This window comes from Acinetobacter psychrotolerans, from assembly GCF_048552595.1.
Taxonomy (GTDB): Bacteria; Pseudomonadota; Gammaproteobacteria; order Pseudomonadales; family Moraxellaceae; genus Acinetobacter.
The window spans coordinates 13,054-37,999 of the sequence record NZ_JBIMDK010000011.1 but is presented as its reverse complement, the minus strand read 5'-3'; the positions used below and the strand labels follow the sequence as shown (position 1 = coordinate 37,999).

The window sequence follows — 24,946 nt, the reverse complement described above, 5'->3', positions numbered from 1 at the left end:
AATTACCTTATAGAATATGAGTTATAAAGTGAATCATTTTATTGTCGTTTTAAATTTAGCTTTTATTGCAATTAGCGCAACTGCCTTAATCGATTTGTGGACATATTGCTTAAAAAGGTTCTTCAAAATTGCATCATTAAACTATGCACTTGTTGGTCGTTGGGTTCTCATTTTCATACATTCGGGGCAATTTAAACACCAACATATTACGCAAGCACCTAAACAAAAAAACGAAAAAATATGGGGTTGGCTCTTACATTATTTAATTGGGTTTGCATTTACCTGTTGCTTTATTGCCATAACAGGAATGTCATGGCTCCAACAGCCTGAAATATTGAGTGCAATTCTATTTGGAATAGCAACCGTGCTCTTTCCATTTTTAATCATGCAGCCATGTTTTGGTTTGGGTTTATTTGCACATAAAGTTCCTCATCCGCAACAAGCACGCCTAAAAAGTATTGTTACACATCTGCTATTTGGATTAGGTTTATTTATCAGTGCAAAATTTTTAATCTGGTTATGATTAATATTTAAATTGATATTTGCAATCATCACTGTATCTTATTTTATTCATCCCAAATTAAAAGCATATAAAATATTGGAATGAAAAATACATTTAATTATATTTTCTTGCGACCTCGTTTGGTGGCACTCACAACAGAAAAATACTTAAACATAAAAAAGCACCTAGCAAAGGTGCTTTTTTAAAACGATAGACTTTTGAATCAATTATTTACTTGGCGTGTGGTACATCAAATAAATTTCATTAAGATTCTCAGGAATTTCTTCCGCAATTTCATCCATAAGCTGACCATTGCGACGGAAAGATTCCATTTGAGGATCTTCATCATCTACGCCACTGAACACCATCATTGGAAGTGTTAAATCAACCACTTGTTCTTCATATTCTGGTGCAAACCAAGCTTCTTCATTTAGGAACATTGCATCTACAAAACCAACGCTCCAATCCCCTAAACTTGACTCTACAGATGCTTCTTCAATTTCAAAAGGAAATGTAATTCCCTCTTCATTGGCAAGGTTTTGTCGAAGAGCTTCTAACCAAGCTTTAATTTGTGCAATGATTTCAGCAGGTACTTTCTTCTGATTATTATCAAATAACTCATCAAGCCATTTTTCAAAACTAGGACCAACAGCCGTTGCACACAAGAAACCGTGAGTAGCAGCGAAATCTAGACCATATTCATTTTGATCGCCGTCTAAATAATCTCTTAACAGGTCTAAATCTAAAGCGCTCATGTTGTTTCCAATAAATTTGTATCAGCTTCAAGCATAGCATTTTCACACACTATGCCCAATGATTATTTAATCTTTGTCATCAAAATCTTCGTCGTCAAAATCGTCATCATCAAGATCATAATCAAAATCTTTTAACTGTTTCTCTAAACGGCGTTGAGTAAGTAAATCATCAATTAAACGACGCTTTTCTAATGATTCTTTGGCGCTAATTTTGCTTGATGACTCATCAAAACTAACATCATCATCACTGAAGCTATCATCTAGTTCGAAATCTGTAGAAGACACTAAAACTACCTCATAATGAAAAAAAGTGAATGGGTCTAGGCGCTATTTATCTTTGTTCCAAAAACTTGTCAAGTTTTATTTGTTTTTTTTACATTTATTTGCGATTTTAGGCTGTTTTCAGCCCCTATTTTGTGCCATGATATAATCCACCTTACGTTCTTCTGTTTTATGAGTGTTTTAATTATCATTTTTGATAATGCTCATCATAGAAATACGTATGGATTGATCTTGAAAACAACAATTTCACCTCCATTTAATCTACTGAATTAAACCTCTAAATATTTTGTCAGGCAGTTCACCACTGTAATTTTCTGACGAAAGAGGTGTGCTATTCACAGATATAATTGTATGGATCGTGCATTATCCACGGTTTTTCACTGCCACTGATTCAACGAGAAGAGAGTAAAGATGAGTGAAACAAATTCCCCTACTTCACAAGTAGCGGCGCTGATTAGCCGAGGCAAAGAACAAGGTTACTTAACCTACGCTGAGGTTAACGATCATCTCCCAGAATCGATCACCGAAAGTGAACAGATTGAAGACATTATCCAAATGCTTCAAGACGTTGGTATTCCTGTCCATGAACGTGCGCCAGAAGCTGACGATACGATGTTCGAAGGGAATAACGAAGCTGCCGATGAAGTTGCTGAAGAAGAAGCTGCTGCGGTACTCGCATCTGTAGAAAGTGAACCAGGTCGTACGACCGACCCTGTCCGCATGTATATGCGTGAAATGGGTACAGTTGAACTTCTAACACGCGAAGGCGAAATTAGTATTGCGAAACGTATCGAAGAAGGCATTCGTGACGTTCTGCATTCAATTGCGTACTGGCCAAATACTGTTGGTGTTGTTTTACAAGAATATAAAGATTACGAAACGGGTGAGCGTCGTCTTGCCGATATTTTGTCTGGTTATTTAGACCCAGAGTCTGATGAAGTCATTCCTGAGGTTTTAGAAGAGGAATCTGAAGAAATCGATGAGGAAAAAGATGCTTCGATCAAACCGACCAAAGATGTAAAATTGGACGATGAAGAAGAGGAAGAAGAGTCTGAAAGTGATGACGATTCTGAAGGCGAATCTGGTCCAGATCCTGAAATTGCAAAAGCACGTTTTGATGAACTTGAAGCGGCTTGGAATGCAGCTAAACAAGCGCTAGCTAAACATGGTCGCAACAGTGACGAATGTAAAGAAGCGACGGAAGCAATGGCTTCTGTGTTCATGATGTTTAAATTTACACCACGTTTATTCGAAATCATTGCTGAAATGATTCGTGGTACGCATGAACAAATTCGTACTACTGAACGTGAAGTGATGCGTTACGCAGTACGTCGTGGTCGTATGGATCGTACTCAATTCCGTACCTCATTCCCAGGTCAAGAATCTAACCCAGCTTGGTTAGATGAGCAGATTGCTAAAGCTCCTGCTGAAATGAAAAACCATTTGGAAAAAGTACGTCCTGACGTATTGGCATTCCAACAAAAAATTGCAGATATTGAAAAAGAACTTGAGCTAAACGTAAAAGATATCAAAGACATTTCTAAACGTATGGCGATTGGCGAAGCCAAAGCGCGTCGTGCGAAAAAAGAAATGGTTGAAGCAAACTTACGGTTGGTAATTTCGATTGCGAAAAAATACACCAACCGTGGCTTACAATTCTTAGATTTGATTCAGGAAGGTAATATCGGCTTGATGAAAGCGGTAGACAAGTTTGAATACCGTCGTGGTTATAAATTCTCGACTTATGCAACTTGGTGGATTCGTCAGGCGATTACTCGTTCGATTGCTGACCAAGCACGTACCATTCGTATTCCTGTTCACATGATTGAAACGATTAACAAGATCAACCGTGTATCTCGTCAATTACTTCAAGAAATGGGACGTGAGCCTACACCTGAAGAGTTAGGTGAACGTTTGGAAATGGATGAAGTTAAAGTACGTAAAGTGCTTAAAATTGCCAAAGAACCAATTTCGATGGAAACACCGATTGGTGATGATGAAGATTCGCATTTGGGTGACTTCATTGAAGATGGTAACATCACATCTCCAATTGATGCTGCAACTTCAGAAGGCTTAAAAGAAGCAACGCGTGAAGTTTTAGAAAACTTAACTGAACGTGAAGCGAAAGTCTTGAAAATGCGTTTCGGTATCGACATGCCGACCGATCATACTTTGGAAGAAGTAGGTAAACAGTTTGATGTTACACGTGAGCGTATCCGTCAGATTGAGGCAAAAGCATTACGTAAATTACGTCACCCTTCTCGTTCTGAACACTTACGTTCATTCTTAGAAAATGACTAATCTTTAGCGTACAGATGGGGGCTTGATAATCCATTAAGCACCCCCATTATGTATTTAAGCGTAATCTATTAAGATATATACAACGCCTGCACTTTTGCAGGCGTTTAATTTAAGGGGGACTGACGCCATGACCATGTTAGACCGTACACCGTCACGTGAATTACAAGAAGATCTCTGGATCTTTCCTATGGATTATCCAATCAAATTGATTGGCGATGCCGGCGAAGAGTTAAAATTTGCTGTAGTTGAAATTTTGGTTAAACATTTCCCAGAGTTTGAAGAAGCAACGCTTGCAGTACAGCCATCACGTACAGGCAAGTATCATTCTATTACTGCCCAGTTACGTTTTGAAGAGCTCGAACAAGTGCATCAATTATATGCAGATTTAGCTGCTTGCCCGCTCATTAAAACTGCACTTTAAAATATTCGTAAGACAAAAAACACGCCAACTTTGGCGTGTTTTTTTATATTTAAAATCTGCTGTGAAAATAAATAATCAAATCACTTTCTAGTTTTTAAATTTAAATATAGCCTCTCTCGCTTTCTTCGACAATGAAGCTTGATTGGCTACCTTTTAGATTTATGTACTTTCTGCTCTATATTCATGGCTTTTATTCTCTATAATAGATTTTTATTTAAAGTATAGAATCGGGACGCATAACACATGAATGATGTGCTCACCAAACCTTCATTAATTATTCGTCAATACAACCAACTTACACCTTATGCAGACCGTTTTCTGGAAATGAAAACATATACAGAACAAAGGGATGAAAGCAGCCCAGATCAACTTTGGATTTTACAACACCCAGATGTGCTCACTCAGGGGCAAGCAGGTAAACCCGAACATATTTTAATACCAAGTAATATTCCCGTGGTGCAAAGTGATCGTGGTGGACAAGTCACTTGGCATGGTCCAGGTCAAATGGTGATTTATTTCATGTTTGATTTAAACAGATTGAAATGGAATGTACGCACACTGGTCACTTATGCTGAAACATTAATGATTGATTTACTTAAAAAACATGATATTAATGCTTATGCAAAGCCTGATGCACCTGGTGTTTATGTCAATGAACGTAAAATTGGATCATTGGGTTTTAAAATTCGTAAAGGTCGTAGCTATCATGGCTTGGCATTGAATATCGACTGCGATTTAAATGGCTTCCACACCATTAATCCATGTGGTTATACAGGCTTAGAAATGGTTCGTATTTGTGATTTAGTTAATCATTATCCAAATTACAATCAATTGTGTAATGATGTGATTGAATATTTAACGGCGAGCGGCTACTTTAATGACGTTCAAGTCATTTCTAAATAAAGGCTTTATTTTTCCATTAAAATAAATTAGAGTAATTACTCTAAAAGATAACTAAAATTCAATAGAAGGGAAAACGAGTGATTTCAACTAAATCCGTTAAACCCGCTTTAGAACTTGCTTATGTCAAACTCATGATGGATGTGATTGGCAGAGGTTTGGTCATGGCGAGCCAAGTCGATGATGAAATTAAACATGAAGTGTCTAAATTCCCAGTTGGATTCACTTTATCGATGAAAGTCTTTCCAAATGGAGCCGCTTTCATTGCAAGAGTGAATGCCAAACAAAATTTAGAACTCGTCAAAGCGACAACAACTAAGCCAGATTTAACCATTACATTTAAACATTTACATCATGCTTTTCTCGTTTTTTCCTTTCAGGAAAGTACTGCACAAGCTTTTGCCAATGATCGAATGATTGCTGATGGGGATGTATCACATGCGATCAGACTTGTTCGCTGCCTAAATAAAATGGAAGCCTTAATTTTACCTAAGCTTGTTGCGGAACTCGCAGTCAAGGAATATCCACAAGAATTGACTTTAAAAGAAAAACTGGCTGGTGCTGCGAATATTTACTTAAAAGTTGCCCAATCATATTTAAAAGGAAGTACTTAAGCCATGTCTAAATCATATTACGAATTTTTTTGTCCTGTAAAAATCATTTCTGGACATGCTGCACTTGAACATATTCCTTTTGAATTAAATACATTAGGCTCAAAACGCCCAATGATCATTACCGATAAAGGTGTGCGTACCAATAATTTACTTGCACCAATTGAGGCTGCATTTGAATCTACAGATATTGAAATTGGTTTTATTTTTGATGATGTACCACCAGATTCAAGTTTAGAAACAGTTCGTACCGCAGCCCAAATTTATCGTGCAAATAATTGCGATGCGATTATTGCCATTGGTGGTGGTTCTGTCATCGACACATCTAAAGCAACTAATATTTTGGTTTCTGAAGGTGGAGATGATTTGATGAAATATTCAGGCGCACACAATTTACCAAGACCACTTAAGCCATTTTTTGTTATTCCAACCACATCGGGCACAGGGTCGGAAGTAACTTTAGCTGCGGTGATTTCAGATAATCAAAAAGGTCTTAAAATTCCATTTGCATCGAATTATTTAATGCCAAATGCTGCAATTTTAGATCCGCGTATGACTCAAACGCTGCCACCACATTTAACAGCAATGACCGCAATGGACGCGATGACTCATGCTGTTGAAGCATACACCTGCTTGGCTGCAAATCCGATTTCAGATGCCTATGCCACTGCTGCAATTAAGAAAATTAGCAACAATCTATTTGATGTTTTAGACAATCCTACAGATGCACAAGGTCGTTTAGAACTTGCACAAGCATCGACCATGGCAGGTATTGCATTTTCAAATTCGATGGTTGGTATTGTACATTCACTCGGTCATGCATTAGGTGCTGTTGCACATCTTCCACATGGCTTGTGTATGAATCTTTTCCTTCCGTATGTTCTAGAATACAACAAGGACGTAAATGGTAATAAAATTGGTGAATTATTGCTACCTCTTGCTGGTGCAGATATTTATGCACAAACACCTGCCAATAAACGTGCTGACAAAACCATTGAAATACTAAACACCATACGTGATCGTTTATACACACTCACTAAATTACCACGCACACTCAGTGAGACGGGTAAGGTTTCTAAAGACCAGTTCAATGATATTGCTGAAAAAGCTTTGAATGATGGGTCAATCATTTTTAACCCGAAAGAAGCAACATTTAAAGACTTAAAATCCATCCTTGAAAAAGCGTGGTAATTGTTTAAAAATAAGACTATATTTTTTAATGAGGCCTGATGTTTTTCAAAACATCGGGCTTTTATCTTATTAAGCAGAAAATTATCTCACTTTTAAGTAAGCAAGACGGCATGATTTCTGCTAAAAAAGATGACAAAGTTGCTGACAAAAGCCACCTTTTAGAGTAGATTGGCGCACTTTGTTTTATTCATAGGGGGGATCGTTCGTCTCAAACGATCCTTATAAACTGACTGATCCTTGATCAACGATTAAGAGGATAACGCCGTTGACAATTAACACTGGGACCCAAACTACAGCGAAATTGAAAAAAAATCTTGTACTTTGGCACATCATCATCATCGGTTTGGCATACATTCAGCCATTAACCTTATTTGATACTTTTGGTTTAGTTTCAGATGGAAGTCAAGGTCATGTACCCACTTCATATATCTTTGCTTTAGTTGCAATTTTACTAACATCCATTAGCTATGGGCACATGATCAAGCGCTACCCGTCTTCTGGTTCAGCTTATACTTATGCGCAAAAATCGATCCACCCCAATGTCGGCTTTATGGTTGGTTGGTCGTCTTGGTTAGATTATTTACTATCTCCTCTTGTGAATATTATCCTTGCTGATATCTATCTGAGAGCACTCTATCCCGATGTGAATAACTGGATTTGGGTTATTGCACTCACTATTATCATGACGGTTATCAATTTGTTTGGCTCACGCTTCGTTGCGCGCTTTAACAGTACAATTGTAGTCGTTCAGTTAGGCATCATTTTCTATTTCGTCTATGAAGTTTATCTATTATTGACTCAAGGCGTTTATGCCGATGGTACATTAAACCCAGATAAAGCTGCCCTCTGGTCACTTGCACCATTTTGGAATGAGATGACGACAGTTGGCGCACTCATTGGTGGTGCAACGATTCTATGTTTCTCTTTCACAGGTTTTGATGCCTTATCATCACTTGCAGAAGAAACTAAAGATGCCGAGAAAACATTACCTAAAGCAATTTTTAGCACAGCTTTAATTGCAGGTATTATCTTTATTTTCAGTACGTATTTTATTCAGTTGTTTTTCCCAAGCAATGCGAATCTATATTTCAATCCGCTTGATGAATCTCAACCCGTCATGTTAGAAGCACTTGGTGGTGCGACGTTATTGACGGCTATTACAGGTATTGCACTGAAAAAATTTGTACTCTATTTTGCAGTCGTTGCCGTACTTGCATCGGGTATTTCTGCACATGCAGGCGTTTCTCGTTTAATGTATGTGATGGGACGTGATGGAGTCATTAATAAGAAAATTTTTGGTCATATCAGTCCAAAATTACATACCCCGACTTATAATATTTTGATTGTCGGTGTTGTTGCGTTATCAGCAGGTTTTCTTGACCTTGAACATATTGTCAACTTAATTAGCTTTGGTGCTTTAACTGCATTTAGTTTTGTGAATTTCTCCGTGATTTCACGTTACGCCTTACGTGATGGCAGAACAAAATCACTGAAAGAAATCATCAATTATGTGGTGATTCCGTCTCTTGGTTTTGCCAGTGTATTCTTGATGTGGTTAGAAATTGATGAAATGGCATTAAAACTCGGGCTTGCATGGGCTGTATTAGGTGTTGCCTATCTAGCCTATAAAACTCGCGGTTTCCGCTACCCTGCACCACAACATAATGAACATGAATAATTGATTATTGCATGTGTAATCAAATAAGAAAGGCGCTTTATGCGCCTTTCTTATTTTAGCCATATCAACTGCAATTATGCTGCAATAAATTTTTCCGTAATCGCTTTGATTCGTTTTGCATATTGTTTTGCAGTCTCTAAATCACCGCTTGGAATCTCATCTGTACTGGCATCAGCAGGTGATTGAACCAATAAGCCAACAGAACCACCTAAGCTGTTCACATCCTGACGTGTAGCGCTTTTAGTGTTTGATGGCGCCAAACCAAGACTGACCCAAATACCACCATGTTGTGAAGCCAAGGTATGTAACGAAATTAATGTCACTTGCTTATCACCATTCAAACTTGCGCTGTTGGTAAAACCACCGAAAACCTTGTCTGCCCATGCACGAGTAAACCAACGCTTAGAAGATGCATCTGCAAATTTTTTAAATTGCCAAGGCACACCGCCCATGTAAGTTGGCGCACCAAATACGATTGCATCTGCGGCATCTAAAGTGTCCCAATCCTGATCTTGAATATTACCCTCTTGATCCACTTCGATGAGCGTTGCCTGAATTTCATTGGCAAAAGTTTCTGCAATGACTTTGGTATGGCCATAACCTGAATGATAAACAACAGCGATTTTTGACATGATAAGTCCTCTTATATAGACGGTAAATATTTAAAAATTAATGTTTGATATAACTTGGAACGGTTGCAGTTAGACCTTTTTTGAGTTGTTGGGTAGATTCCCCAACCAACACTTCAAAGGCATTTTGTTGAATTCCATCAAATACGTGTTGCGCCACTGTATGTGGTGAAATTTTGGCAATATCGAGTGACTGGGTTAAATCTGTGTCGATAAAACCAACATGTACCCCCATGACATGAACATTGGCTTTAGCTAACCATTGCCGAGTTGAATTGGTAAATGACCATGCTGCCGCTTTAGAAATCGCATAACTGGCTAACATCGTACTAGGTTCCCAAGACACATCCGATAAAATATTAACGATATAACTTTCAGCATGGCTTGCTAAAATTGGAGAGAATTGCTGAGTCGTATTGATCACACCATAAAGATTGGTGTCTAAAACCGTCCGTGTCACTGCTGCAATATTTGCGTCTACAGGACTCTCATTTAAGCGTGCAATACCTGCATTGTTGATTAATAGATTGACATCACCACATTCTGCAACAGCTTTTTGAATAGATATAGGATCTGTAACATCTACAACAATTGGAATAACACCCTGTTGATTAAAATCTTGAAGATTACGCATTCCTGCATAAACTTTCTTGGCGCCACGTTGTATCGCTTGCTGGGCAAGTGCCAAACCTAAACCACGATTTGCACCCGTAATAAAAACGACCGCATCTGTTATTTTCATTAAAACCACGCTCATAAATATAAAAGGGTCGATCAACGCTATCAATCAGCAGAAGTTGTATTGACCTGATTAATTTATGATATACTTTTGAAATCTAGTATCAATTAGTTACTACGTGGTAACTGGTCATTTCTTGGTTATAACTTTCCAAATTGAGGTATAGATTGATGACTAATGCATTCAATTTTAATATTTTTCATCCAAATTGCCCGGCACGATCTTTTTTTGAAAAATTTGCAGATAAGTGGGTTTTGATGATTATTTATCGACTTCATCAGCACTCTCAACACTTCAATGAACTGAAAAAAAACTTAACAGGCATCTCACCTAAAGTGCTTTCTCAGAAATTAAAAATTCTGGAAAGAGATGGATTTATCACCCGTACAATTCATGAAAACAATGTGATTCGTGTTGAATATGCTTTGACCTCTCTAGGCTTTGAGTTTGCACAAACCGCTTTATCATTTAAGCTCTGGGCTGAAGGCAATGTGCAACATGTCATTCGTGCACAAAAACAATTTGATGCAATTCAAGCAAAAAATGAGCCAGCACTGCTACAAGAAGCCTAAACTTCAACACTCTAAACATGACCTATACTCAGCTCGATATGTTGTAAGCATGATATAAACTCAGCGTCATTTGAATAAAACATATGAAAGGGGATAAAATAATGAAAATTCCACTGCTCTTTATCCTAGCAATCCTCAGCCATAGTACTTTTGCGTCCTATGAAAATTCTTGTGATTTAGAGGTTAAACTTTTAGAAAACACTTCTACACGTACGCTATATATCAATAAAGATGGCTTAGGTGAAATTGAGGAAACAACACTCAGCATAAAAGGTGTTGTAAAAAAAGCGCAAGCTGCTGGCCGAGCGGATAGTGGTTGTCAACACTATATCGGCAAAGTCTTAGAAGAAAATTTAAGAGATTTTCCGAATCGCTCAGAATTTAAAAAAGGACAAAAAATTAAACTTCATATCTTAATCACAGATTATAAAGGTATGCCGAAATCTGAAAAAGTGACCTATTTAGAACCCAAAAAATAGTTAAAATCTGATTTTTTAAGGTCTGAATAAGAAAGTACAAGCATTGGGGTGCAGCCTGATACAGGCTGTCAACACTATTTAGGAACCGTTAAATAGGTAACCTGTCAAAAAACTCAGACACAAGAATATAATTGCTCTTAATTGATATTTTTAATCAAATCAATTGTATGGAAAAATAAATTATTTGATTATAAAAAAGCTTGCATTGCCACACCTTACATTCTAAGTTTAAATAGCTTTGCGTAGGCGATGCCTCACTTTTCTGAGATGACAAGATGACAAGAATCTTCTATTGGGCGAGGGGTAATCATCTAGGATTCAAAAGTATAAAAAATGAATCGATAATCAACGGTTTCTAAAAGTTAATACAAAAACTTATGATCAATGACTTGATGTAAATCACTTGTATGAATAATTAGGCGGTTTGACTATAGTTATAGAAGAAAGAATCACTCAAATATTTGGCATATTGCAAAGAAAGAGTGAAAAATTAAAATAAATTCCGTGATTACTGATTTTAAAGGCAACCTCCAAACAGATGAGGTCGCTTATTCAAAGATAATCACATTGCTCATTCCTCAAAGCAAATCATTAATTAATATGAATAAAAACCCATCTAAACGATGGGTTATGATTTTTATTTTAATTCTTTAAATCCTTGCTGACGCCATGCTTCATATAGAATCACTGCGGTGGCATTCGATAAATTCAGACTACGTGAATTCGGTGCCATAGGTAAACGAATCCAATGCGCCTGAGGGAACATCATACGGACATCTTCTGGTAAACCACGTGTTTCTGGCCCCATCAATAAAGCCACAGGTCGGTTTAAATCTGAAGTATGCGGTGTTTCAGTACCTTTAGTGGTTAAAGGATAAATCGCATCAAGTTCAATCCCCTGCACCTCTAAATGTGCCAGACATTCAGCAAAGTTTTCCCAAACTTTCATATGTGCCCATTCATGATAATCCAATCCTGCACGGCGCAACTTTTTATCATCCAGTTCAAAGCCTAAAGGCTTGACTAAATGTAATTGTGCACCTGTATTGGCACATAAACGAATGATATTCCCTGTATTGGCAGGAATTTCAGGCTCGTATAAAACAACATGAATCACGGAAGATCTCTACTTATCAGAATACAACCTAAGTACTTTAAAAAAGACCATGTCTGTTTTTTAAAGAAAAATTTAGGCAGATATTATTGCCACTGTAACTGTTCGCGTAAATTCACCACTTCACCAATAATGGTCAAAGTAGGCGCTTGAATATGGTTTTCTTCAACTTTTGATGCAATATCTGCCAAAGTTCCAACCACCACCTTTTGATCTGGGGTTGTCCCTTTGGAGATCAAAGCCACTGGCATATTTGGACGTTGACCATGTGATATTAGATTTTCACAAATTTTTTCTAGTCCCACCAAGCCCATATATAAAACCAATGTCTGATTTTCGTAAACCAGCTCATTCCATGGTAATTCTGGTGAACCTTCTTTTAAATGCCCCGTCAAAAAACGAACGCTTTGTGCATAATCACGATGTGTAAGCGGAATTCCAGCATAGGCTGAACAACCTGATGCAGCAGTAATACCTGGGACAACTTGGAATGTAATATTGGCTGCAAAAAGCTCTTGAATTTCTTCACCACCGCGACCAAAAATAAATGGATCACCACCTTTTAGACGACATACACGTTTGCCTTCGGTGGCATATTTGACCAGTAATGCATTAATACCATCTTGTGGCACGGAATGATTAGAACGTGCTTTTCCGACATATATTTTTTCAGCATCACGCCGACATAATTCTAAAATTGCTGGAGAGACCAAACGGTCATAAATCACCACATCAGCTTGCTGCATCAGTCTAAGTGCTTTTAAAGTTAACAGCTCAGGATCACCTGGTCCTGCACCCACCAAATAAACTTCACCTTTTGGTTTTTGCCATTTTGTCAAAGCTTGTTCAATTAAACGATCCGCCTCTTTGAGGTTGTCATTAAACACCTGCTCTTTTAAAGGACTGGCATATAAATCTTCCCAAAAGATTCGACGTTCATCAGGGTTGGTAATCTGTTCTTTAACCGCTTTACGCCATTTTCCAGAAAAATCAGCAAGTTTACCCATTCCATGGGGAATAGACGCTTCAAGTTGAGTGCGAATCTGACGAGATAAAACAGGAGAGGCACCATTGGTGGCAATTGAAACCACCAGTGGTGAACGGTCAATGATCGCAGGCACCATAAAGCGACAATGTGGAGGATCATCAACACTGTTGACCAACACATTTAAATCTTCACAAGCTTCAAAAACAGCTTGATTGACAGCTTTATCATTGGTTGCAGCAATCACCAAACGATAGCTACTTAGGCTAATTTGAGGATCAAATTTATCTGCATGATATTGCCCATGCGTTGAATGGACAATATCTAAGAGGTTTTGCTCTATATCAGGTGCAACCACATGAATTACAGCACCTGCTTTTGCAAGTAATACTGCTTTGCGATAAGCAATATGCCCACCACCCACAATCAGACAAGGTTGCCCTTGTAGTTTTAATGAAATTGGGAAAATTTCCACAGTGTTCCTCAAAAGTTCAAATCTGATTGTACTAAGCAATTTTTATGCACAAAACTGAACCAAATATCTATTTTTTAAACCTTAAAATGGTTTAGTCGATAAAAGTTGCACCAGCCATGTACGGACGTAATACTTCAGGCACTTCAATAGAGCCATCTGCGCGTTGATAGTTTTCCATCACCGCCAATAAAGTACGACCTACTGCTAAGCCTGAACCATTTAAAGTATGCACAAGTTCAGTTTTCTTTTGGTCTGTACGGTAACGAGCCATCATACGGCGCGCTTGGAAATCCCACATATTTGAACATGAAGAAATTTCACGATAAGTATCCTGACTCGGTACCCACACTTCTAAATCGTAAGTTTTGCATGCACCAAAGCCCATATCGCCACCACACAGGGTGATTTTACGATATGGTAAACCTAGCGCTTGCAAAATACCTTCAGCATGACCCGTTAAGTCTTCTAAAGCTTGCATAGAATCTTCAGGTTTAACAATTTGCACCATTTCAACTTTGTCGAATTGATGTTGACGAATTAAACCACGAGTATCACGACCATACGAACCTGCTTCGCTACGGAAACATGGTGTATGTGCAGCATATTTTAGCGGCAAACGATCTGCATCAATAATTTCATCACGGACGAAATTGGTTAATGGTACTTCCGCAGTCGGGATCAGGTAATATTCTTTCTCACCTTGTAATTTGAATAAATCTTCTTCAAATTTAGGTAATTGACCTGTGCCACGCAAAGAGTCTGCATTGACAAGATAGGGCACATACGCTTCGGTATAACCATTTTTTAGAGTGTGCGTATCTAACATGAATTGTGTCAAAGCACGTTGTAAACGCGCCAATGGACCTTTCAGTACGCTAAAACGTGTACCTGTTAGTTTTGTTGCAGTTTCAAACTCTAAACCACCGATCATTTCACCAAGATCAGTATGGTCTTTCACTTCGAAATCGAACTGACGAGGTGTACCCCATTTCAAAACTTCAACATTATCGCTTTCATCTTTACCTTCTGGTACAGACTCGTGCGGTAAGTTTGGAATAGACATCAATTTCGCTTCAAGTTCAGTTTGAAGCTCATTCAACTCAAGTTCAGCAGCTTTAATCTCATCACCAATCGCGGACATACGTGTCATGATTTCAGATGCATCACCGCCTGCTTTCTTGATTTGACCTACTTGTTTCGCACCCGAATTACGCTCGGCTTGAAGATTTTCAGTTTTGGATTGAATTTCTTTACGGCGAGCTTCTAGTGATGCCCATTCTTCAACGTTAAGTTGCACACCACGTTTCGCTAAGGCTAAATTTACAGCCTCAATATTATTTCTGATTAATTTTGGGTCGATCATAGCCAATCTTTTATCATGTAAAAAACTGCCTATAGTGTAAGCTCTTCACTGCAAAAAATACAGTGACAGAGCGTTGCACAAAGACGGAATTGAGTATTAAGCCTACAAAATTATCAATTAAGGTGTAACAGGCTTTTCAGCAATAGTTTCAGTTTGCGGTAAACTCGGTAAATATTCTGTCTTAATCAGATCTTTTGCGGTCGCATAAGGCAATGTCAATTCAGTCATCCCCTCTGCATATGAAGCCAATTCATATAATGGATAAACAAAAACAAGACCTTTTGTTCCATAATAATAATTATCGCTCAATTGCAATTTTTCACGGGTAATATCGTGCTGAGTTAACCAGTTGGCATTAGCATCATAAAGTTGTTCAGCAACTTTGGCTTCAACATTCGGTTTGAGAATATCTGTTAATGCCAAACGTTTTTGGGTATTTAAATCGAAAGTCACATATTCATTATGATACATACCATGCGCTGCACCTGCTGAATAGGTATAAGACTGGATAATAAACGTCGCTAAATTATATTGTTGCGATACAAATCGAATATAGATACTACTCTGATTCAGCCCTTTAATATCAACAGCTTCACTTGCAGCATGACTATTTGGTGAGGATGTTTCAAATGCACTCGGAACATCTTTTTTTATACGCTCTAAAAAATAATCATTAATCCAGGATACATTGGTTTTTACCGTTTGAAAGTCATACTGTGTACAGCCATCCTCATCACAAAATTGCTTTTTAGGTAATTCCACTCGTTCAACTTGAGCTTGGAGCAATGGTATGGTGGATGATTTAGATTCTGTGGACACGGTTTCTTGTTGTGGTGCAGGTTTTTCTTGGCAACCTGTCACAATGAACATCACTGATAAAAGAGATGAAAAAACGAGACTACTTTTAAATTTTACTTTCATTTCTATATCTTTAAAGCATATGGATTAATAGCACTATCATAAAACGTGTCTATGAAAATAAACATTATGAATTGTTAATTATTTAAATTTTATAATTAAGCTTAATCTTATAAGGATCTTATTTTTTCAACATTATTTTTACAGCCGATGTGACCATTAATACTATTTATTATCCATCATTTCAATAAAGTAGCACCTAATTCAAATTCACCCAATTACAATGAAATCCTAAAGGTACTCGTACAGCCAAATCAATCTCAGCTTGTAACTGAATATCTAAACCATTCACTTTCAAAATGACAACTTTAGAATCTTCACCATCGAGATGATGTAAATAAGCCATTAAAAAGCCATCACCTTCTGCGCTTTGCTCAGATTCAGGGACAAAAACCACTTCACCGATTGCCCAACTTATTCCAAAATCATAAGTCACATTTTTATTCATTTCCAAATCATAAATACACAAAAAATTAAATAATGCTGCATTTTTTGGAAAAGCCAAAGTGTATAAATATCTGTATTTTAGACCTGTAAAACGCTCATCAATTTTTGGAAATTCTTGAATGCGTGAATCTAAAATAATTCGATTGATAGCTGATAATTTTGAGTTAATTGTCCAGCGTTCTAATCTTGCATTTTGCTGTTCATACGCAGCATGTAAAGAATGTTCAAAATCAGTGTGATGAACCATAATATCTAAAATAATTTGATTCTGCTCATCACGAAAAGCATTTGCGGCATGAAATACAAAACATGGATCAAGATTAATCCATTGAATTTGTTCAGCATGTCCATATTTGGATAAAATTCCAAGTCGTGCTTGATGTTGATCATTCCATTGATACGGAACACTTTTCCCTTGTAATAAATGCTTTACGGAAAAAGTAAGTGGACAATCGAAAATGATCACTTCGCAATCTGTAATTAAACAGTCATGGATCATTGGACCGTGTTTTAACAATATTTGCGTGACATGAATGAGATCACCATGCTGATCAATCACTTGATAATACGCATTTTTACAGTCTAAAGCATCATAGCAAATCGCATGTAAATGCCCTGTTTTGATATCTTTACGTGGATGTGCGGTAAAAGGTAAATCCGCATCGCTATTAAAAAACTGGTAACGTTCTGCATTTAACTCATCATCTAGGCAGATCGGAAATGCACCCGCTTCAATAACAGCCCAAAGCTTTCCCGCATGTTTAAAAATATTGGTATTTACCACATCATGCGCACCTCGCCTATACCCTTTGATACGAGGTTGAGCTTTTCTATTTTGAACAAAATCAGTCGCAAGCATTTTGCTTTTAAACCAGATCGCATCTCCATCTTGCAATTTCAGTCCGTGAATCATGCCATCACCCAAATACCATTCAAATAATGCTGGATTTTTAACATCAATAGGATTCGAGCCAATTCTTAATAACAAGCCATTCAAATGTTTGGGAATAATTCCAGAAATTTTAAAAGTTGTTGTTTCATACTCATCTACAGCTTGATAAATTTTCTTATGATAAAGATTAACTTCTTTAAATTTTGTATTTCGCCTTAAAAACTGCCCAATGATACGTATACAAATTTGCCTAAATACATTGAAGAATGATTTTGCAGCATTCATTTTGGGATATTGCAGCTGTTTCTTTTGATCTTTCCGATACATACTGCATCTCATTTTTTATTTTCAAGCGATTTTTTCAGAATAAAATATCTCTTCACTTAAATCCACCCAACAACCATAAAACCCGAATAAACTCAGAAAAAACATATTCATTACCAAAGATATAAGTGATTTTTCAGCTGATTTAATCCGTTCCATTTTATTGTTTGTGAATCAATTTGATGAAATAGATTCAATTTTTTATTTTATAGCAAATAAAAAGCAACCCGAAGGCTGCTCTATTATTGATACAACTGTTTTATCAACCAAATCATTATTGATCAATAATATCTGTACCCTTTGGCGGTACAAAATTAAAAGTAGATGCCGGAATTGCTGCGTTGACCACAACATTATTAAAACGAACCGTTGTTGTTTGACCCAATGAATCTTGCAAAATCATCAAAGTAGGTGCATTTTTTGCACCAAAGCTAATGGTTAAACTTTGGAAAGCACCATCTTTTTGTTTTGGATACAAAGTATAATACGTTTTACCTGCATCTGGCTGAGTAATACGATACGCCTTTTGAATTTGTTGAGTATTTCCGCTTAGTAATAATGCAGGCGTGTTCGCCACTTGGTCATCTAAATTTTGGCGAACGGCTTGTTGTAAATCTGGATCATAAATCCAAACTGTTTTGCCTGTCGTTACAATCGTTTGCTTTGCAGGTGACGTTGTTTGCCAATAGAATTTTCCAGGGCGTTCAACTTTCATAACACCTTTAAAAGTTTGGTTCATATGCTGAGCTGATAAGCCTTTTTTCTCTGCAACTTTACCAGTTTGAGTAACTTTTGTTGTTTGCTCAAAATTTGCAGTAAAGCTTTTTACACTGCTTAACTGACGAACCAAATTTGCAGTCGCTTGTTGCTCCGATGCAGCAGGTGCTGCGAAAACTGTTGTGCTGATTGCTGGTGCTAACAACGCTGCACTCATTGCGACTGCACCCATCGTTTTACGAAGCATATTCATAGGTTTACCTTTTCAAAGTCTGCATTAAAATTCAAATACGTTTATTTAAATATGATCTTAAAAAATTTGCAGAATGTAATTTATAAGATGATTTATCTTAAACCAAATCGAGTTGCTAATAATTGAGAATATAAGAAGTTTTGTATGCTTATTGGTGCAAAATGTAGAAAAATATTCATCATGATGGAGATCAATATCATTTTTAATTTATTTATAAACATAAAAAAACCCGCAATTAAGCGGGCTTTTCACAAAATTAAAACTTATGCAGTTTCAACTTTCACGTAGCGACGGCCAAATTGACCTTTCACTTCGAATTTAATTACGCCGTCAGCAGTTGCGAACAAAGTATGGTCACGGCCCATACCTACGTTAGCACCAGCGTGGAATTCTGTACCACGTTGACGAACGATAATGTTACCAGCAGTCACAGATTGACCGCCGTACATTTTAACACCTAGCATTTTAGGATTCGAATCACGACCGTTTTTGGTCGATCCACCGGCTTTTTTAGTTGCCATGTCTATTTACTCCTAGTGATTAGCCTGCGATCGTAGTAATTTTCAACTCGGTAAACCATTGACGGTGACCTTGTTGTTTACGGTAATGTTTACGACGGCGCATTTTAACAATACGGATTTTGTCGTGACGACCATGACCAACCACTTCTGCAGTTACTTTCGCGCCAGCAACAACTGGAGCACCGATTTGAATGCTTTCGCCGTTTACAACCATTAATACATCATCAAATGTAATAGTTGCGCCAGTTTCAACTTTCAATAATTCTACTTTAAGGGTTTCACCCTCAACAACACGGTGCTGTTTACCACCGCTTTGGATTACTGCGTACATAGTGTACTCCAACTTACCCGTGTCGTCGTGCCGATAAAGGAATATACCGATCTTAAGACGAACGCCACTGGGGGTTATATAAGGGCAAAGATTTTAAGTGATAATGAATTAAACAACAAGTCATTTTCATCAAATAATCTTTTCGTGTATAAAACAAACAGTGCTATTTCGTGGTTTTAAGATTTAACCCTTGAAAATATTTAAAATTTTCTCAATTTTTACATAAATTGAAATAGATTTTTCAAACAAATCGGCTACTATGTAGCTCAAAATAAAGACCAACTGACCCTATGATGTTTCAGCAAAGCTTGGATAAAGAAACAACAAATCATTAAGATTCAGCATAATGATGTTTTCTAAAGCAACATTCATCTATGTTAATTGTTACACTAGCAACTTAAAACGCATTTGCAAGAGGCTCCCACTCTATGACCATCGACTTTAAGCAAGATATTCTCGCTCCAGTTGCAACAGACTTTGCTGCAATGGATAAGTTTATTAATGAAGGGATTACCTCAAAAGTTGCATTGGTGATGGCTGTGAGTAAGCATGTCGTGGAAGCTGGCGGCAAACGTATGCGCCCGATTATGTGTCTACTGGCTGCAAAAGCGTGTGGTGCAACAGATGCAGAAATGCAAGATTATCGTAAACTTGCTGCAATTATTGAAATGCTACATACCGCAACTTTGGTGCATGATGACGTTGTCGATGAATCAGGTTTAAGACGTGGTCGCCCGACTGCCAATGCAACATGGAACAATCAAACTGCTGTTTTAGTCGGTGATTTTCTTATTTCTCGTGCCTTTGATCTGTTGGTCGATTTAGACAATATGATTTTGTTGAAAGACTTCTCAACAGGAACTTGTGAAATTGCAGAAGGCGAAGTTTTACAACTTCAAGCACAGCATCAACCTGATACAGATGAACAAACTTATCTTGATATTATTCACGGTAAAACATCACGTTTATTTGAACTCGCAACAGAAGGTGCTGCAATCATTGCAGGCAAAGCTGAATACCGTGAGCCTTTGCGTTTATTTGCAGGTCACTTTGGCAATGCCTTTCAAATTATTGATGATATTTTAGACTACACATCTGACGCTGAAACATTAGGTAAAAATATTGGTGATGATTTAATGGAAGGTAAACCGACTTTACCTTTAATCTCTGCATTAGCAAATACGCAAGGTGAAGAGCACGAAATTATTCGCAGAAGTATTGCGACAGGTGGAACAGCAGATCTAGAACGTGTTATTCAGATCGTACAGACTTCTGGTGCTTTAGATTATTGTAGTAAACGTGCGACTGAAGAAACACAAGCAGCAATTCAAGCTTTAAACCATTTACCAGAATCTAAATACCGCCAAGCACTTTATAATTTAGCGCAACTTGCCTTGCATCGAATCCAGTAAATAGAGTTAATTATTTTCACCATAGCTTATGCAGATAAAATTTAATGATCTTTTCCTTCTTATGCAGGAGCAGCTTGACGATATAAAAGCTGTTCCAAATCCCAATTTTTTGATTGAGTTGATCAATCGTATCAGACCCAGTGACAGTCATAATTTAGAACAAAGTCAAAAAAACATTCAACAGCTAATACAAGCCCTACTCATTACACCCAATGCTGCATCTACATTTCAAGCTTATTTATTGCAATTAATAAACCACTACAAGCAGGCAAGTTTATATGCCGACAGTGGTATTTTGTCTTTAGATGGTTTTTGGAATCAACTTGGACAGCGTTTAGGCGCGCACTTTTTACCTTTATTGGTCGATGATGCAGATCTAAAAGATTTAGTGGGTAAAGTTTTTCACCAGCGTAGCGATAAATACTGGCTTGAAAATATTGGCGATGAATTGTGGCAACAACTTTTTCAGCTTCTAGATCAAGGGCATTCCCACAAAAGTGAAAAAACGGGCATTAAAAGAGAAATCGTCAAAGCCATCACTGTGCTGTCATATCGTATTAGCGGTATTGGTTTATACCCTGAATTTATTAATGCTTACCCTGAGCTACAAGAATACGAATCGCCTTTTTTGGTTCAAAACCGTGAAATCATTGAATTTATAGAAGCTTATAAAAAACAGCATCGTAATCTAGATGAATATGCTGTCACCATCCCACCAGATGCAGATCAAGCTTTGGTGATGATTGATCAATGCCGAGAAGTCGTACTTAAAATTCGTCGAGCAACAAAACGCATTGGTGTCAGCCTAAGCCTAACCTACCTCCTCTCTTTATTAGAACAATGTTTAGATCGTATTGAATTATTGCTTAATATTATTGTAGAAGAAGATTCTGTACGTTACCAAGTGTGTGGTGAATTGCTCACAGACTTAGTCCATGCACACTATAGTGAAACCAGTGTGCGAGACTTACTTAAAACCAATAGTGAACTTATTGCACTACAAGTGACTGAAAATGCGAGCAAAACAGGCGAGCATTATGTAAGTACAGACAAGAAAGGCTTTTGGGGAATGTACAAAGCAGCTGCGGGTGCAGGTGCGATCATTGCCACAATGGCAACGCTGAAAATTCTAACAGCTCGTTTGATATTGGCTCCATTTATTCAAGCATTGCTGTTTAGTATGAATTATTCATGGGGTTTCATCCTAATCCACGTGTTGCACTTTACTGTTGCAACCAAACAACCTGCGATGACAGCCGCAGCTTTAGCCTCTACAGTGCAACATCGTAAAGGCTCTAAAACCGCTCAAATTGCTGAACTTGCAGGATTAATTATCAATATTATCCGAACACAGTTCATTGCAATTTTAGGTAATATTTCTATTGCCATCCCTACTGCTGCCTTAATTACCTTTTTATGGCAATGGGTTATGCATGAACCGTTACTGAATCATTTTAAAGCAACAAACCTATTGCATAGCCTCAACCCATTTACGTCACTCGCCATTCCACATGCGGCAATTGCAGGCGTTTGTTTATTTTTATCGGGATTAATCGCAGGATATTTCGACAATATGGCTGTGTATCGCAAAGTCGGTCCACGTTTAAAAGCCCATGTAAAATTGAAAAATATCATGGGACAAGCCAAACTCGACAAATTTGCAGATTATATTGAAAAAAACTTAGGTGCTTTGGCAGGTAATTTTCTATTTGGAATCATGCTTGGAAGTATGGGAACTATAGGATTTATCTTAGGTTTACCCTTAGATATTCGTCATATCGCTTTTGCATCTGCAAACTTTATTCAAGGTTTAATGACTATAAATGGTTCACCCGATATTGGCTTGATTATTGTATCTTTTCTTGGCGTGATCTGTATTGGTCTAACCAACCTTTTTGTGAGCTTTAGTCTGACGATTATTGTCGCACTAAGAGCGAGGCAAGTCCGTTTTGAACAATGGAAGCCCTTAGCAAAGCTTGTATTTACACATTTTTTTACACGACCTTTAGATTTCTTTTGGCCTCCCAAACAACCTGTAGAGGTCGAAGAAAAAAATTCTTCACAAACTAAACCAAATCACTAGGGTTTTTGTTATTTTTTTGTACAAATCGTTATGTATTTCACAAAAAAAAATTAGTATAAATTACCTAATTCTACTCACTTGAAAAAAAGTGTACTGACTAGTACACTTTAGCCCATTAATTAAACTCAACGAGTGCAATTAATAGACTCATGGTTGTTTTATGCCTTATGTACTACTTTTTGTTGGCTGTATAAGTTTATTTTTTAGTGGCTTAGGTTTGACAATAACCAACTTACAACAACTAGATGTATCCAGTGTTGTTTGGATCAGTGAACACCGTTCAGTCTTTTTGAATGGCATCACAACGATATTGTCCTATGTGGGTGGTTTACTCCCCATGATAGTGATTGTCGGAATTTTGAGTCTACAATTCATTCGATTGAAACAGTATGCAAATTTACTGATGGTCAGTCTTGGATTATTCGGTTCTGCAACGATTGGTTGGATACTCAAATATTTAATCAATCGCCCACGACCCGATGAGGTCTACCAGATGGTACACACCTATGGTGCTTCATTTCCAAGTGCGCACAGTCTCTATGCAGCCATGTTAGCCTGTTCAATTATATTTATATTTCATAAACATAATCGAATAAAATTGATCTGCTTAGCTGCTTTTTTATGGATATTAAGCATGGGAGTCTCTCGCGTTTATTTGGGAGCACATTTCCCTACTGACGTACTCGCTGGATGGGGTATCGGTTTTATATGGGCTGCCATTTTATGGTTCATATTGTTGCCAAAAACGTTGAGTAAAAACAAATTATTTTTAGATAAGAATCTAAACGAGGTGGAATAATGATATCGGCAAAGCTTTGGGCTCCTGCCCTTACTGCTTGTGCTCTTGCAACAAGTATTGCGCTTGTGGGTTGTAGCAAAGATCCTAAAGACGCACAGCAAGGTGGCGCTGCTGCCCAAAAAATGCCCCCGACAGAAGTCGGTGTCATTGTTGCTCAACCACAAAGCGTTGAACAAACGGTTGAACTTTCTGGTCGTACATCTGCATATGAAATTTCAGATGTCCGCCCGCAAACAAGTGGTGTCATTTTAAAACGCTTGTTCACAGAAGGAAGTTTTGTTCGCGAAGGTCAACCTCTTTATGAAGTTGATTCAAGTATTAACCGTACAAATTTAGAAAGTGCGAAAGCGGCTCTTGTACGTCAGCAAGCCAATGTAAGTGCGCTTCAAGTAAAAGCAAATCGCTATCGTCAACTTGTTGGAATCAATGCGGTTTCTAAACAAGAATATGATGATTTAGTTGCTCAAATTAAATTGGCTGAAGCCGATATTGCTGCTTCTCAAGCTTCTGTTAAAAATGCACAAATCGATCTTGGCTACTCTACTGTACGCGCACCGATTTCTGGTCAATCTGGCCGTTCATCGGTGACTGCTGGTGCACTCGTGACTGCAAACCAAGCCAATGCTTTGGTGACTATTCAACAGCTTGATCCAATTTATGTGGATATTAGCCAGTCTAGTGCAGAGTTACTACGTTTACGTCAGCAACTTAGCCAAGGCAGTATTGACCGCAGTAATAACACTAAAGTTCGTTTAAAACTTGAAGATGGTAGTTATTACTCTGTAGAAGGGAATCTTGCATTCTCTGATGCAAGTGTAAACCCTGATACTGGTTCTGTAACTTTACGTGCTGTGTTCTCTAACCCTAATCACTTGTTATTGCCAGGTATGTTTGCCAATGCGCAAATCGTACAAGGTGTGATTCCAAATGCTTATTTAGTGCCACAAGCTGCGATTACTCGTACGCCGACGGGTCAAGCAATGGCGATGTTGGTGAATGCTAAAGGTTTAGTTGAACCTCGTCAGATCACTACTTCGGGTGTCCAAGGTCAAAATTGGATTGTGACCCAAGGTTTAAATACAGGTGATAAAGTCATTGTAGACGGTATTGCAAAAGTTAAGCCTGAACAAGAAGTTGTCGCTAAACCTTATCAACCTCAAGCAGCTGCACCACAAGGTCAACCTGCAACAGGCGCAAAACCTGCACAACAAGATAAAGCGACTGAACAAAAAGCTACTTCACACGCATAAGG

At 37.7% G+C, this 24,946-nt stretch carries 25 protein-coding genes; 13 read left to right on the top strand and 12 right to left on the bottom strand.

The features are described from left to right. Positions 1-28 precede the first annotated feature (28 nt). On the top strand, positions 29-523 hold the full coding sequence (locus tag ACG94X_RS10860; protein WP_419383746.1) for a DUF2938 domain-containing protein: 495 nt from the start codon (positions 29-31) through the stop codon (positions 521-523). Positions 524-729: 206 nt separating this feature from the next. Here the strand turns inward: ACG94X_RS10860 and ACG94X_RS10855 are convergent, their stop codons facing one another. Both ACG94X_RS10855 and ACG94X_RS10850 read right to left on the bottom strand, forming a co-directional pair. After that, complete coding sequence (locus ACG94X_RS10855) at positions 730-1,257, bottom strand: YecA/YgfB family protein (protein ID WP_419383745.1); 528 nt, start codon at positions 1,255-1,257, stop codon at positions 730-732. A 66-nt stretch (positions 1,258-1,323) separates the two neighbouring features. Continuing rightward, a complete protein-coding gene (locus ACG94X_RS10850) occupies positions 1,324-1,542 on the bottom strand; it encodes a PA3496 family putative envelope integrity protein (protein ID WP_419383744.1) in 219 nt (72 codons plus the stop codon). Positions 1,543-1,950: 408 nt separating this feature from the next. Between ACG94X_RS10850 and rpoD the strand changes: the two genes are divergently transcribed. From rpoD to ACG94X_RS10820, 6 genes are all read left to right on the top strand, one after another. Then, positions 1,951-3,840 (top strand): RNA polymerase sigma factor RpoD, encoded by a 1,890-nt coding sequence (gene rpoD, locus ACG94X_RS10845; protein ID WP_419383743.1) that lies wholly within the window; start codon positions 1,951-1,953, stop codon positions 3,838-3,840. A 133-nt stretch (positions 3,841-3,973) separates the two neighbouring features. Next, positions 3,974-4,261 carry a YbeD family protein gene (locus tag ACG94X_RS10840; RefSeq protein ID WP_419383805.1) on the top strand — a complete coding sequence of 96 codons (288 nt, stop codon included), beginning with the start codon at positions 3,974-3,976 and terminating at the stop codon, positions 4,259-4,261. Positions 4,262-4,504: 243 nt separating this feature from the next. Beyond that, the gene (lipB, locus tag ACG94X_RS10835) at positions 4,505-5,164 is read left to right on the top strand and encodes a lipoyl(octanoyl) transferase LipB (RefSeq protein ID WP_419383742.1); all 660 of its coding nucleotides are present in this window, start codon (positions 4,505-4,507) and stop codon (positions 5,162-5,164) included. Between the two features lie 77 nt (positions 5,165-5,241). Continuing rightward, entirely contained in the window at positions 5,242-5,775 is a 534-nt protein-coding gene (locus ACG94X_RS10830) for a hypothetical protein (protein WP_419383741.1), read from the top strand. 3 nt (positions 5,776-5,778) lie between these two features. Further along, entirely contained in the window at positions 5,779-6,963 is a 1,185-nt protein-coding gene (locus ACG94X_RS10825; RefSeq protein WP_419383740.1) for an iron-containing alcohol dehydrogenase, read from the top strand. Between the two features lie 265 nt (positions 6,964-7,228). Continuing rightward, a complete protein-coding gene (locus ACG94X_RS10820) occupies positions 7,229-8,641 on the top strand; it encodes an APC family permease (RefSeq protein WP_419383739.1) in 1,413 nt (470 codons plus the stop codon). Between the two features lie 74 nt (positions 8,642-8,715). Here ACG94X_RS10820 and ACG94X_RS10815 read toward each other — a convergent pair whose 3' ends face one another. Together ACG94X_RS10815 and ACG94X_RS10810 are read right to left on the bottom strand one after the other, a co-directional pair. Next, a complete protein-coding gene (locus ACG94X_RS10815) occupies positions 8,716-9,273 on the bottom strand; it encodes a flavodoxin family protein (protein WP_034615631.1) in 558 nt (185 codons plus the stop codon). 37 nt (positions 9,274-9,310) lie between these two features. Beyond that, complete coding sequence (locus tag ACG94X_RS10810; RefSeq protein WP_419383738.1) at positions 9,311-10,012, bottom strand: SDR family NAD(P)-dependent oxidoreductase; 702 nt, start codon at positions 10,010-10,012, stop codon at positions 9,311-9,313. Between the two features lie 167 nt (positions 10,013-10,179). Between ACG94X_RS10810 and ACG94X_RS10805 the strand changes: the two genes are divergently transcribed. Together ACG94X_RS10805 and ACG94X_RS10800 are read left to right on the top strand one after the other, a co-directional pair. Continuing rightward, positions 10,180-10,581, top strand: coding sequence for a winged helix-turn-helix transcriptional regulator (locus tag ACG94X_RS10805; RefSeq protein WP_004722540.1), 402 nt, complete (start codon positions 10,180-10,182; stop codon positions 10,579-10,581). Between the two features lie 101 nt (positions 10,582-10,682). Continuing rightward, positions 10,683-11,060: a hypothetical protein gene (locus tag ACG94X_RS10800; protein WP_419383737.1), complete on the top strand. Its 378-nt coding sequence runs from the start codon at positions 10,683-10,685 to the stop codon at positions 11,058-11,060. Positions 11,061-11,697: 637 nt separating this feature from the next. Here the strand turns inward: ACG94X_RS10800 and ACG94X_RS10795 are convergent. The 8 genes from ACG94X_RS10795 to rplU all read right to left on the bottom strand — a co-directional run bounded on the left by ACG94X_RS10795 (position 11,698) and on the right by rplU (position 19,400). Continuing rightward, entirely contained in the window at positions 11,698-12,177 is a 480-nt protein-coding gene (locus tag ACG94X_RS10795) for a tRNA (cytidine(34)-2'-O)-methyltransferase (protein ID WP_419383736.1), read from the bottom strand. 83 nt (positions 12,178-12,260) lie between these two features. Then, positions 12,261-13,634 carry a siroheme synthase CysG gene (gene cysG, locus ACG94X_RS10790; protein ID WP_419383735.1) on the bottom strand — a complete coding sequence of 458 codons (1,374 nt, stop codon included), beginning with the start codon at positions 13,632-13,634 and terminating at the stop codon, positions 12,261-12,263. A 91-nt stretch (positions 13,635-13,725) separates the two neighbouring features. After that, positions 13,726-14,997 (bottom strand): serine--tRNA ligase, encoded by a 1,272-nt coding sequence (gene serS / locus ACG94X_RS10785; protein WP_419383734.1) that lies wholly within the window; start codon positions 14,995-14,997, stop codon positions 13,726-13,728. Between the two features lie 117 nt (positions 14,998-15,114). After that, positions 15,115-15,918 (bottom strand): RsiV family protein, encoded by an 804-nt coding sequence (locus ACG94X_RS10780; RefSeq protein WP_419383733.1) that lies wholly within the window; start codon positions 15,916-15,918, stop codon positions 15,115-15,117. Positions 15,919-16,114: 196 nt separating this feature from the next. After that, on the bottom strand, positions 16,115-17,581 hold the full coding sequence (locus ACG94X_RS10775) for a carotenoid oxygenase family protein (RefSeq protein WP_419383732.1): 1,467 nt from the start codon (positions 17,579-17,581) through the stop codon (positions 16,115-16,117). Positions 17,582-17,852: 271 nt separating this feature from the next. After that, positions 17,853-18,548 (bottom strand): outer membrane lipoprotein periplasmic chaperone LolA, encoded by a 696-nt coding sequence (gene lolA, locus ACG94X_RS10770; protein ID WP_419383731.1) that lies wholly within the window; start codon positions 18,546-18,548, stop codon positions 17,853-17,855. A 263-nt stretch (positions 18,549-18,811) separates the two neighbouring features. Continuing rightward, positions 18,812-19,069 (bottom strand): 50S ribosomal protein L27, encoded by a 258-nt coding sequence (rpmA, locus tag ACG94X_RS10765; RefSeq protein ID WP_419383730.1) that lies wholly within the window; start codon positions 19,067-19,069, stop codon positions 18,812-18,814. Between the two features lie 19 nt (positions 19,070-19,088). Further along, positions 19,089-19,400 (bottom strand): 50S ribosomal protein L21, encoded by a 312-nt coding sequence (gene rplU, locus ACG94X_RS10760; RefSeq protein ID WP_419383729.1) that lies wholly within the window; start codon positions 19,398-19,400, stop codon positions 19,089-19,091. 428 nt (positions 19,401-19,828) lie between these two features. On the opposite strand from rplU, the gene sdsA reads away from it, so the two are divergent. The 4 genes from sdsA to ACG94X_RS10740 all read left to right on the top strand — a co-directional run bounded on the left by sdsA (position 19,829) and on the right by ACG94X_RS10740 (position 24,944). Beyond that, positions 19,829-20,812: an All-trans-nonaprenyl-diphosphate synthase gene (sdsA, locus tag ACG94X_RS10755; RefSeq protein ID WP_419383728.1), complete on the top strand. Its 984-nt coding sequence runs from the start codon at positions 19,829-19,831 to the stop codon at positions 20,810-20,812. Between the two features lie 28 nt (positions 20,813-20,840). Next, positions 20,841-22,895 (top strand): site-specific recombinase, encoded by a 2,055-nt coding sequence (locus ACG94X_RS10750; RefSeq protein WP_419383727.1) that lies wholly within the window; start codon positions 20,841-20,843, stop codon positions 22,893-22,895. A 160-nt stretch (positions 22,896-23,055) separates the two neighbouring features. Then, positions 23,056-23,694, top strand: coding sequence for a phosphatase PAP2 family protein (locus tag ACG94X_RS10745; protein ID WP_419383726.1), 639 nt, complete (start codon positions 23,056-23,058; stop codon positions 23,692-23,694). Continuing rightward, a complete protein-coding gene (locus ACG94X_RS10740; RefSeq protein ID WP_419383725.1) occupies positions 23,694-24,944 on the top strand; it encodes an efflux RND transporter periplasmic adaptor subunit in 1,251 nt (416 codons plus the stop codon). Before ACG94X_RS10745 ends, ACG94X_RS10740 begins: the two co-directional genes overlap by 1 nt. Positions 24,945-24,946 lie beyond the last annotated feature (2 nt).

Coding starts and splice junctions, on each gene's coding strand:
- lipB (WP_419383742.1), top strand. CDS start 4,505: ATGAATGATGTGCTCACCAAACCTTCATTAATTATTCGTCAATACAAC.
- ACG94X_RS10775 (WP_419383732.1), bottom strand. CDS start 17,581: ATGTATCGGAAAGATCAAAAGAAACAGCTGCAATATCCCAAAATGAAT.
- ACG94X_RS10805 (WP_004722540.1), top strand. CDS start 10,180: ATGACTAATGCATTCAATTTTAATATTTTTCATCCAAATTGCCCGGCA.
- ACG94X_RS10855 (WP_419383745.1), bottom strand. CDS start 1,257: ATGAGCGCTTTAGATTTAGACCTGTTAAGAGATTATTTAGACGGCGAT.
- ACG94X_RS10815 (WP_034615631.1), bottom strand. CDS start 9,273: ATGTCAAAAATCGCTGTTGTTTATCATTCAGGTTATGGCCATACCAAA.
- ACG94X_RS10810 (WP_419383738.1), bottom strand. CDS start 10,012: ATGAAAATAACAGATGCGGTCGTTTTTATTACGGGTGCAAATCGTGGT.
- ACG94X_RS10840 (WP_419383805.1), top strand. CDS start 3,974: ATGTTAGACCGTACACCGTCACGTGAATTACAAGAAGATCTCTGGATC.
- ACG94X_RS10745 (WP_419383726.1), top strand. CDS start 23,056: ATGCCTTATGTACTACTTTTTGTTGGCTGTATAAGTTTATTTTTTAGT.
- ACG94X_RS10825 (WP_419383740.1), top strand. CDS start 5,779: ATGTCTAAATCATATTACGAATTTTTTTGTCCTGTAAAAATCATTTCT.
- ACG94X_RS10750 (WP_419383727.1), top strand. CDS start 20,841: ATGCAGATAAAATTTAATGATCTTTTCCTTCTTATGCAGGAGCAGCTT.
- rplU (WP_419383729.1), bottom strand. CDS start 19,400: ATGTACGCAGTAATCCAAAGCGGTGGTAAACAGCACCGTGTTGTTGAG.
- serS (WP_419383734.1), bottom strand. CDS start 14,997: ATGATCGACCCAAAATTAATCAGAAATAATATTGAGGCTGTAAATTTA.
- ACG94X_RS10780 (WP_419383733.1), bottom strand. CDS start 15,918: ATGAAAGTAAAATTTAAAAGTAGTCTCGTTTTTTCATCTCTTTTATCA.
- lolA (WP_419383731.1), bottom strand. CDS start 18,548: ATGAATATGCTTCGTAAAACGATGGGTGCAGTCGCAATGAGTGCAGCG.
- rpoD (WP_419383743.1), top strand. CDS start 1,951: ATGAGTGAAACAAATTCCCCTACTTCACAAGTAGCGGCGCTGATTAGC.
- sdsA (WP_419383728.1), top strand. CDS start 19,829: ATGACCATCGACTTTAAGCAAGATATTCTCGCTCCAGTTGCAACAGAC.
- ACG94X_RS10740 (WP_419383725.1), top strand. CDS start 23,694: ATGATATCGGCAAAGCTTTGGGCTCCTGCCCTTACTGCTTGTGCTCTT.
- ACG94X_RS10800 (WP_419383737.1), top strand. CDS start 10,683: ATGAAAATTCCACTGCTCTTTATCCTAGCAATCCTCAGCCATAGTACT.
- rpmA (WP_419383730.1), bottom strand. CDS start 19,069: ATGGCAACTAAAAAAGCCGGTGGATCGACCAAAAACGGTCGTGATTCG.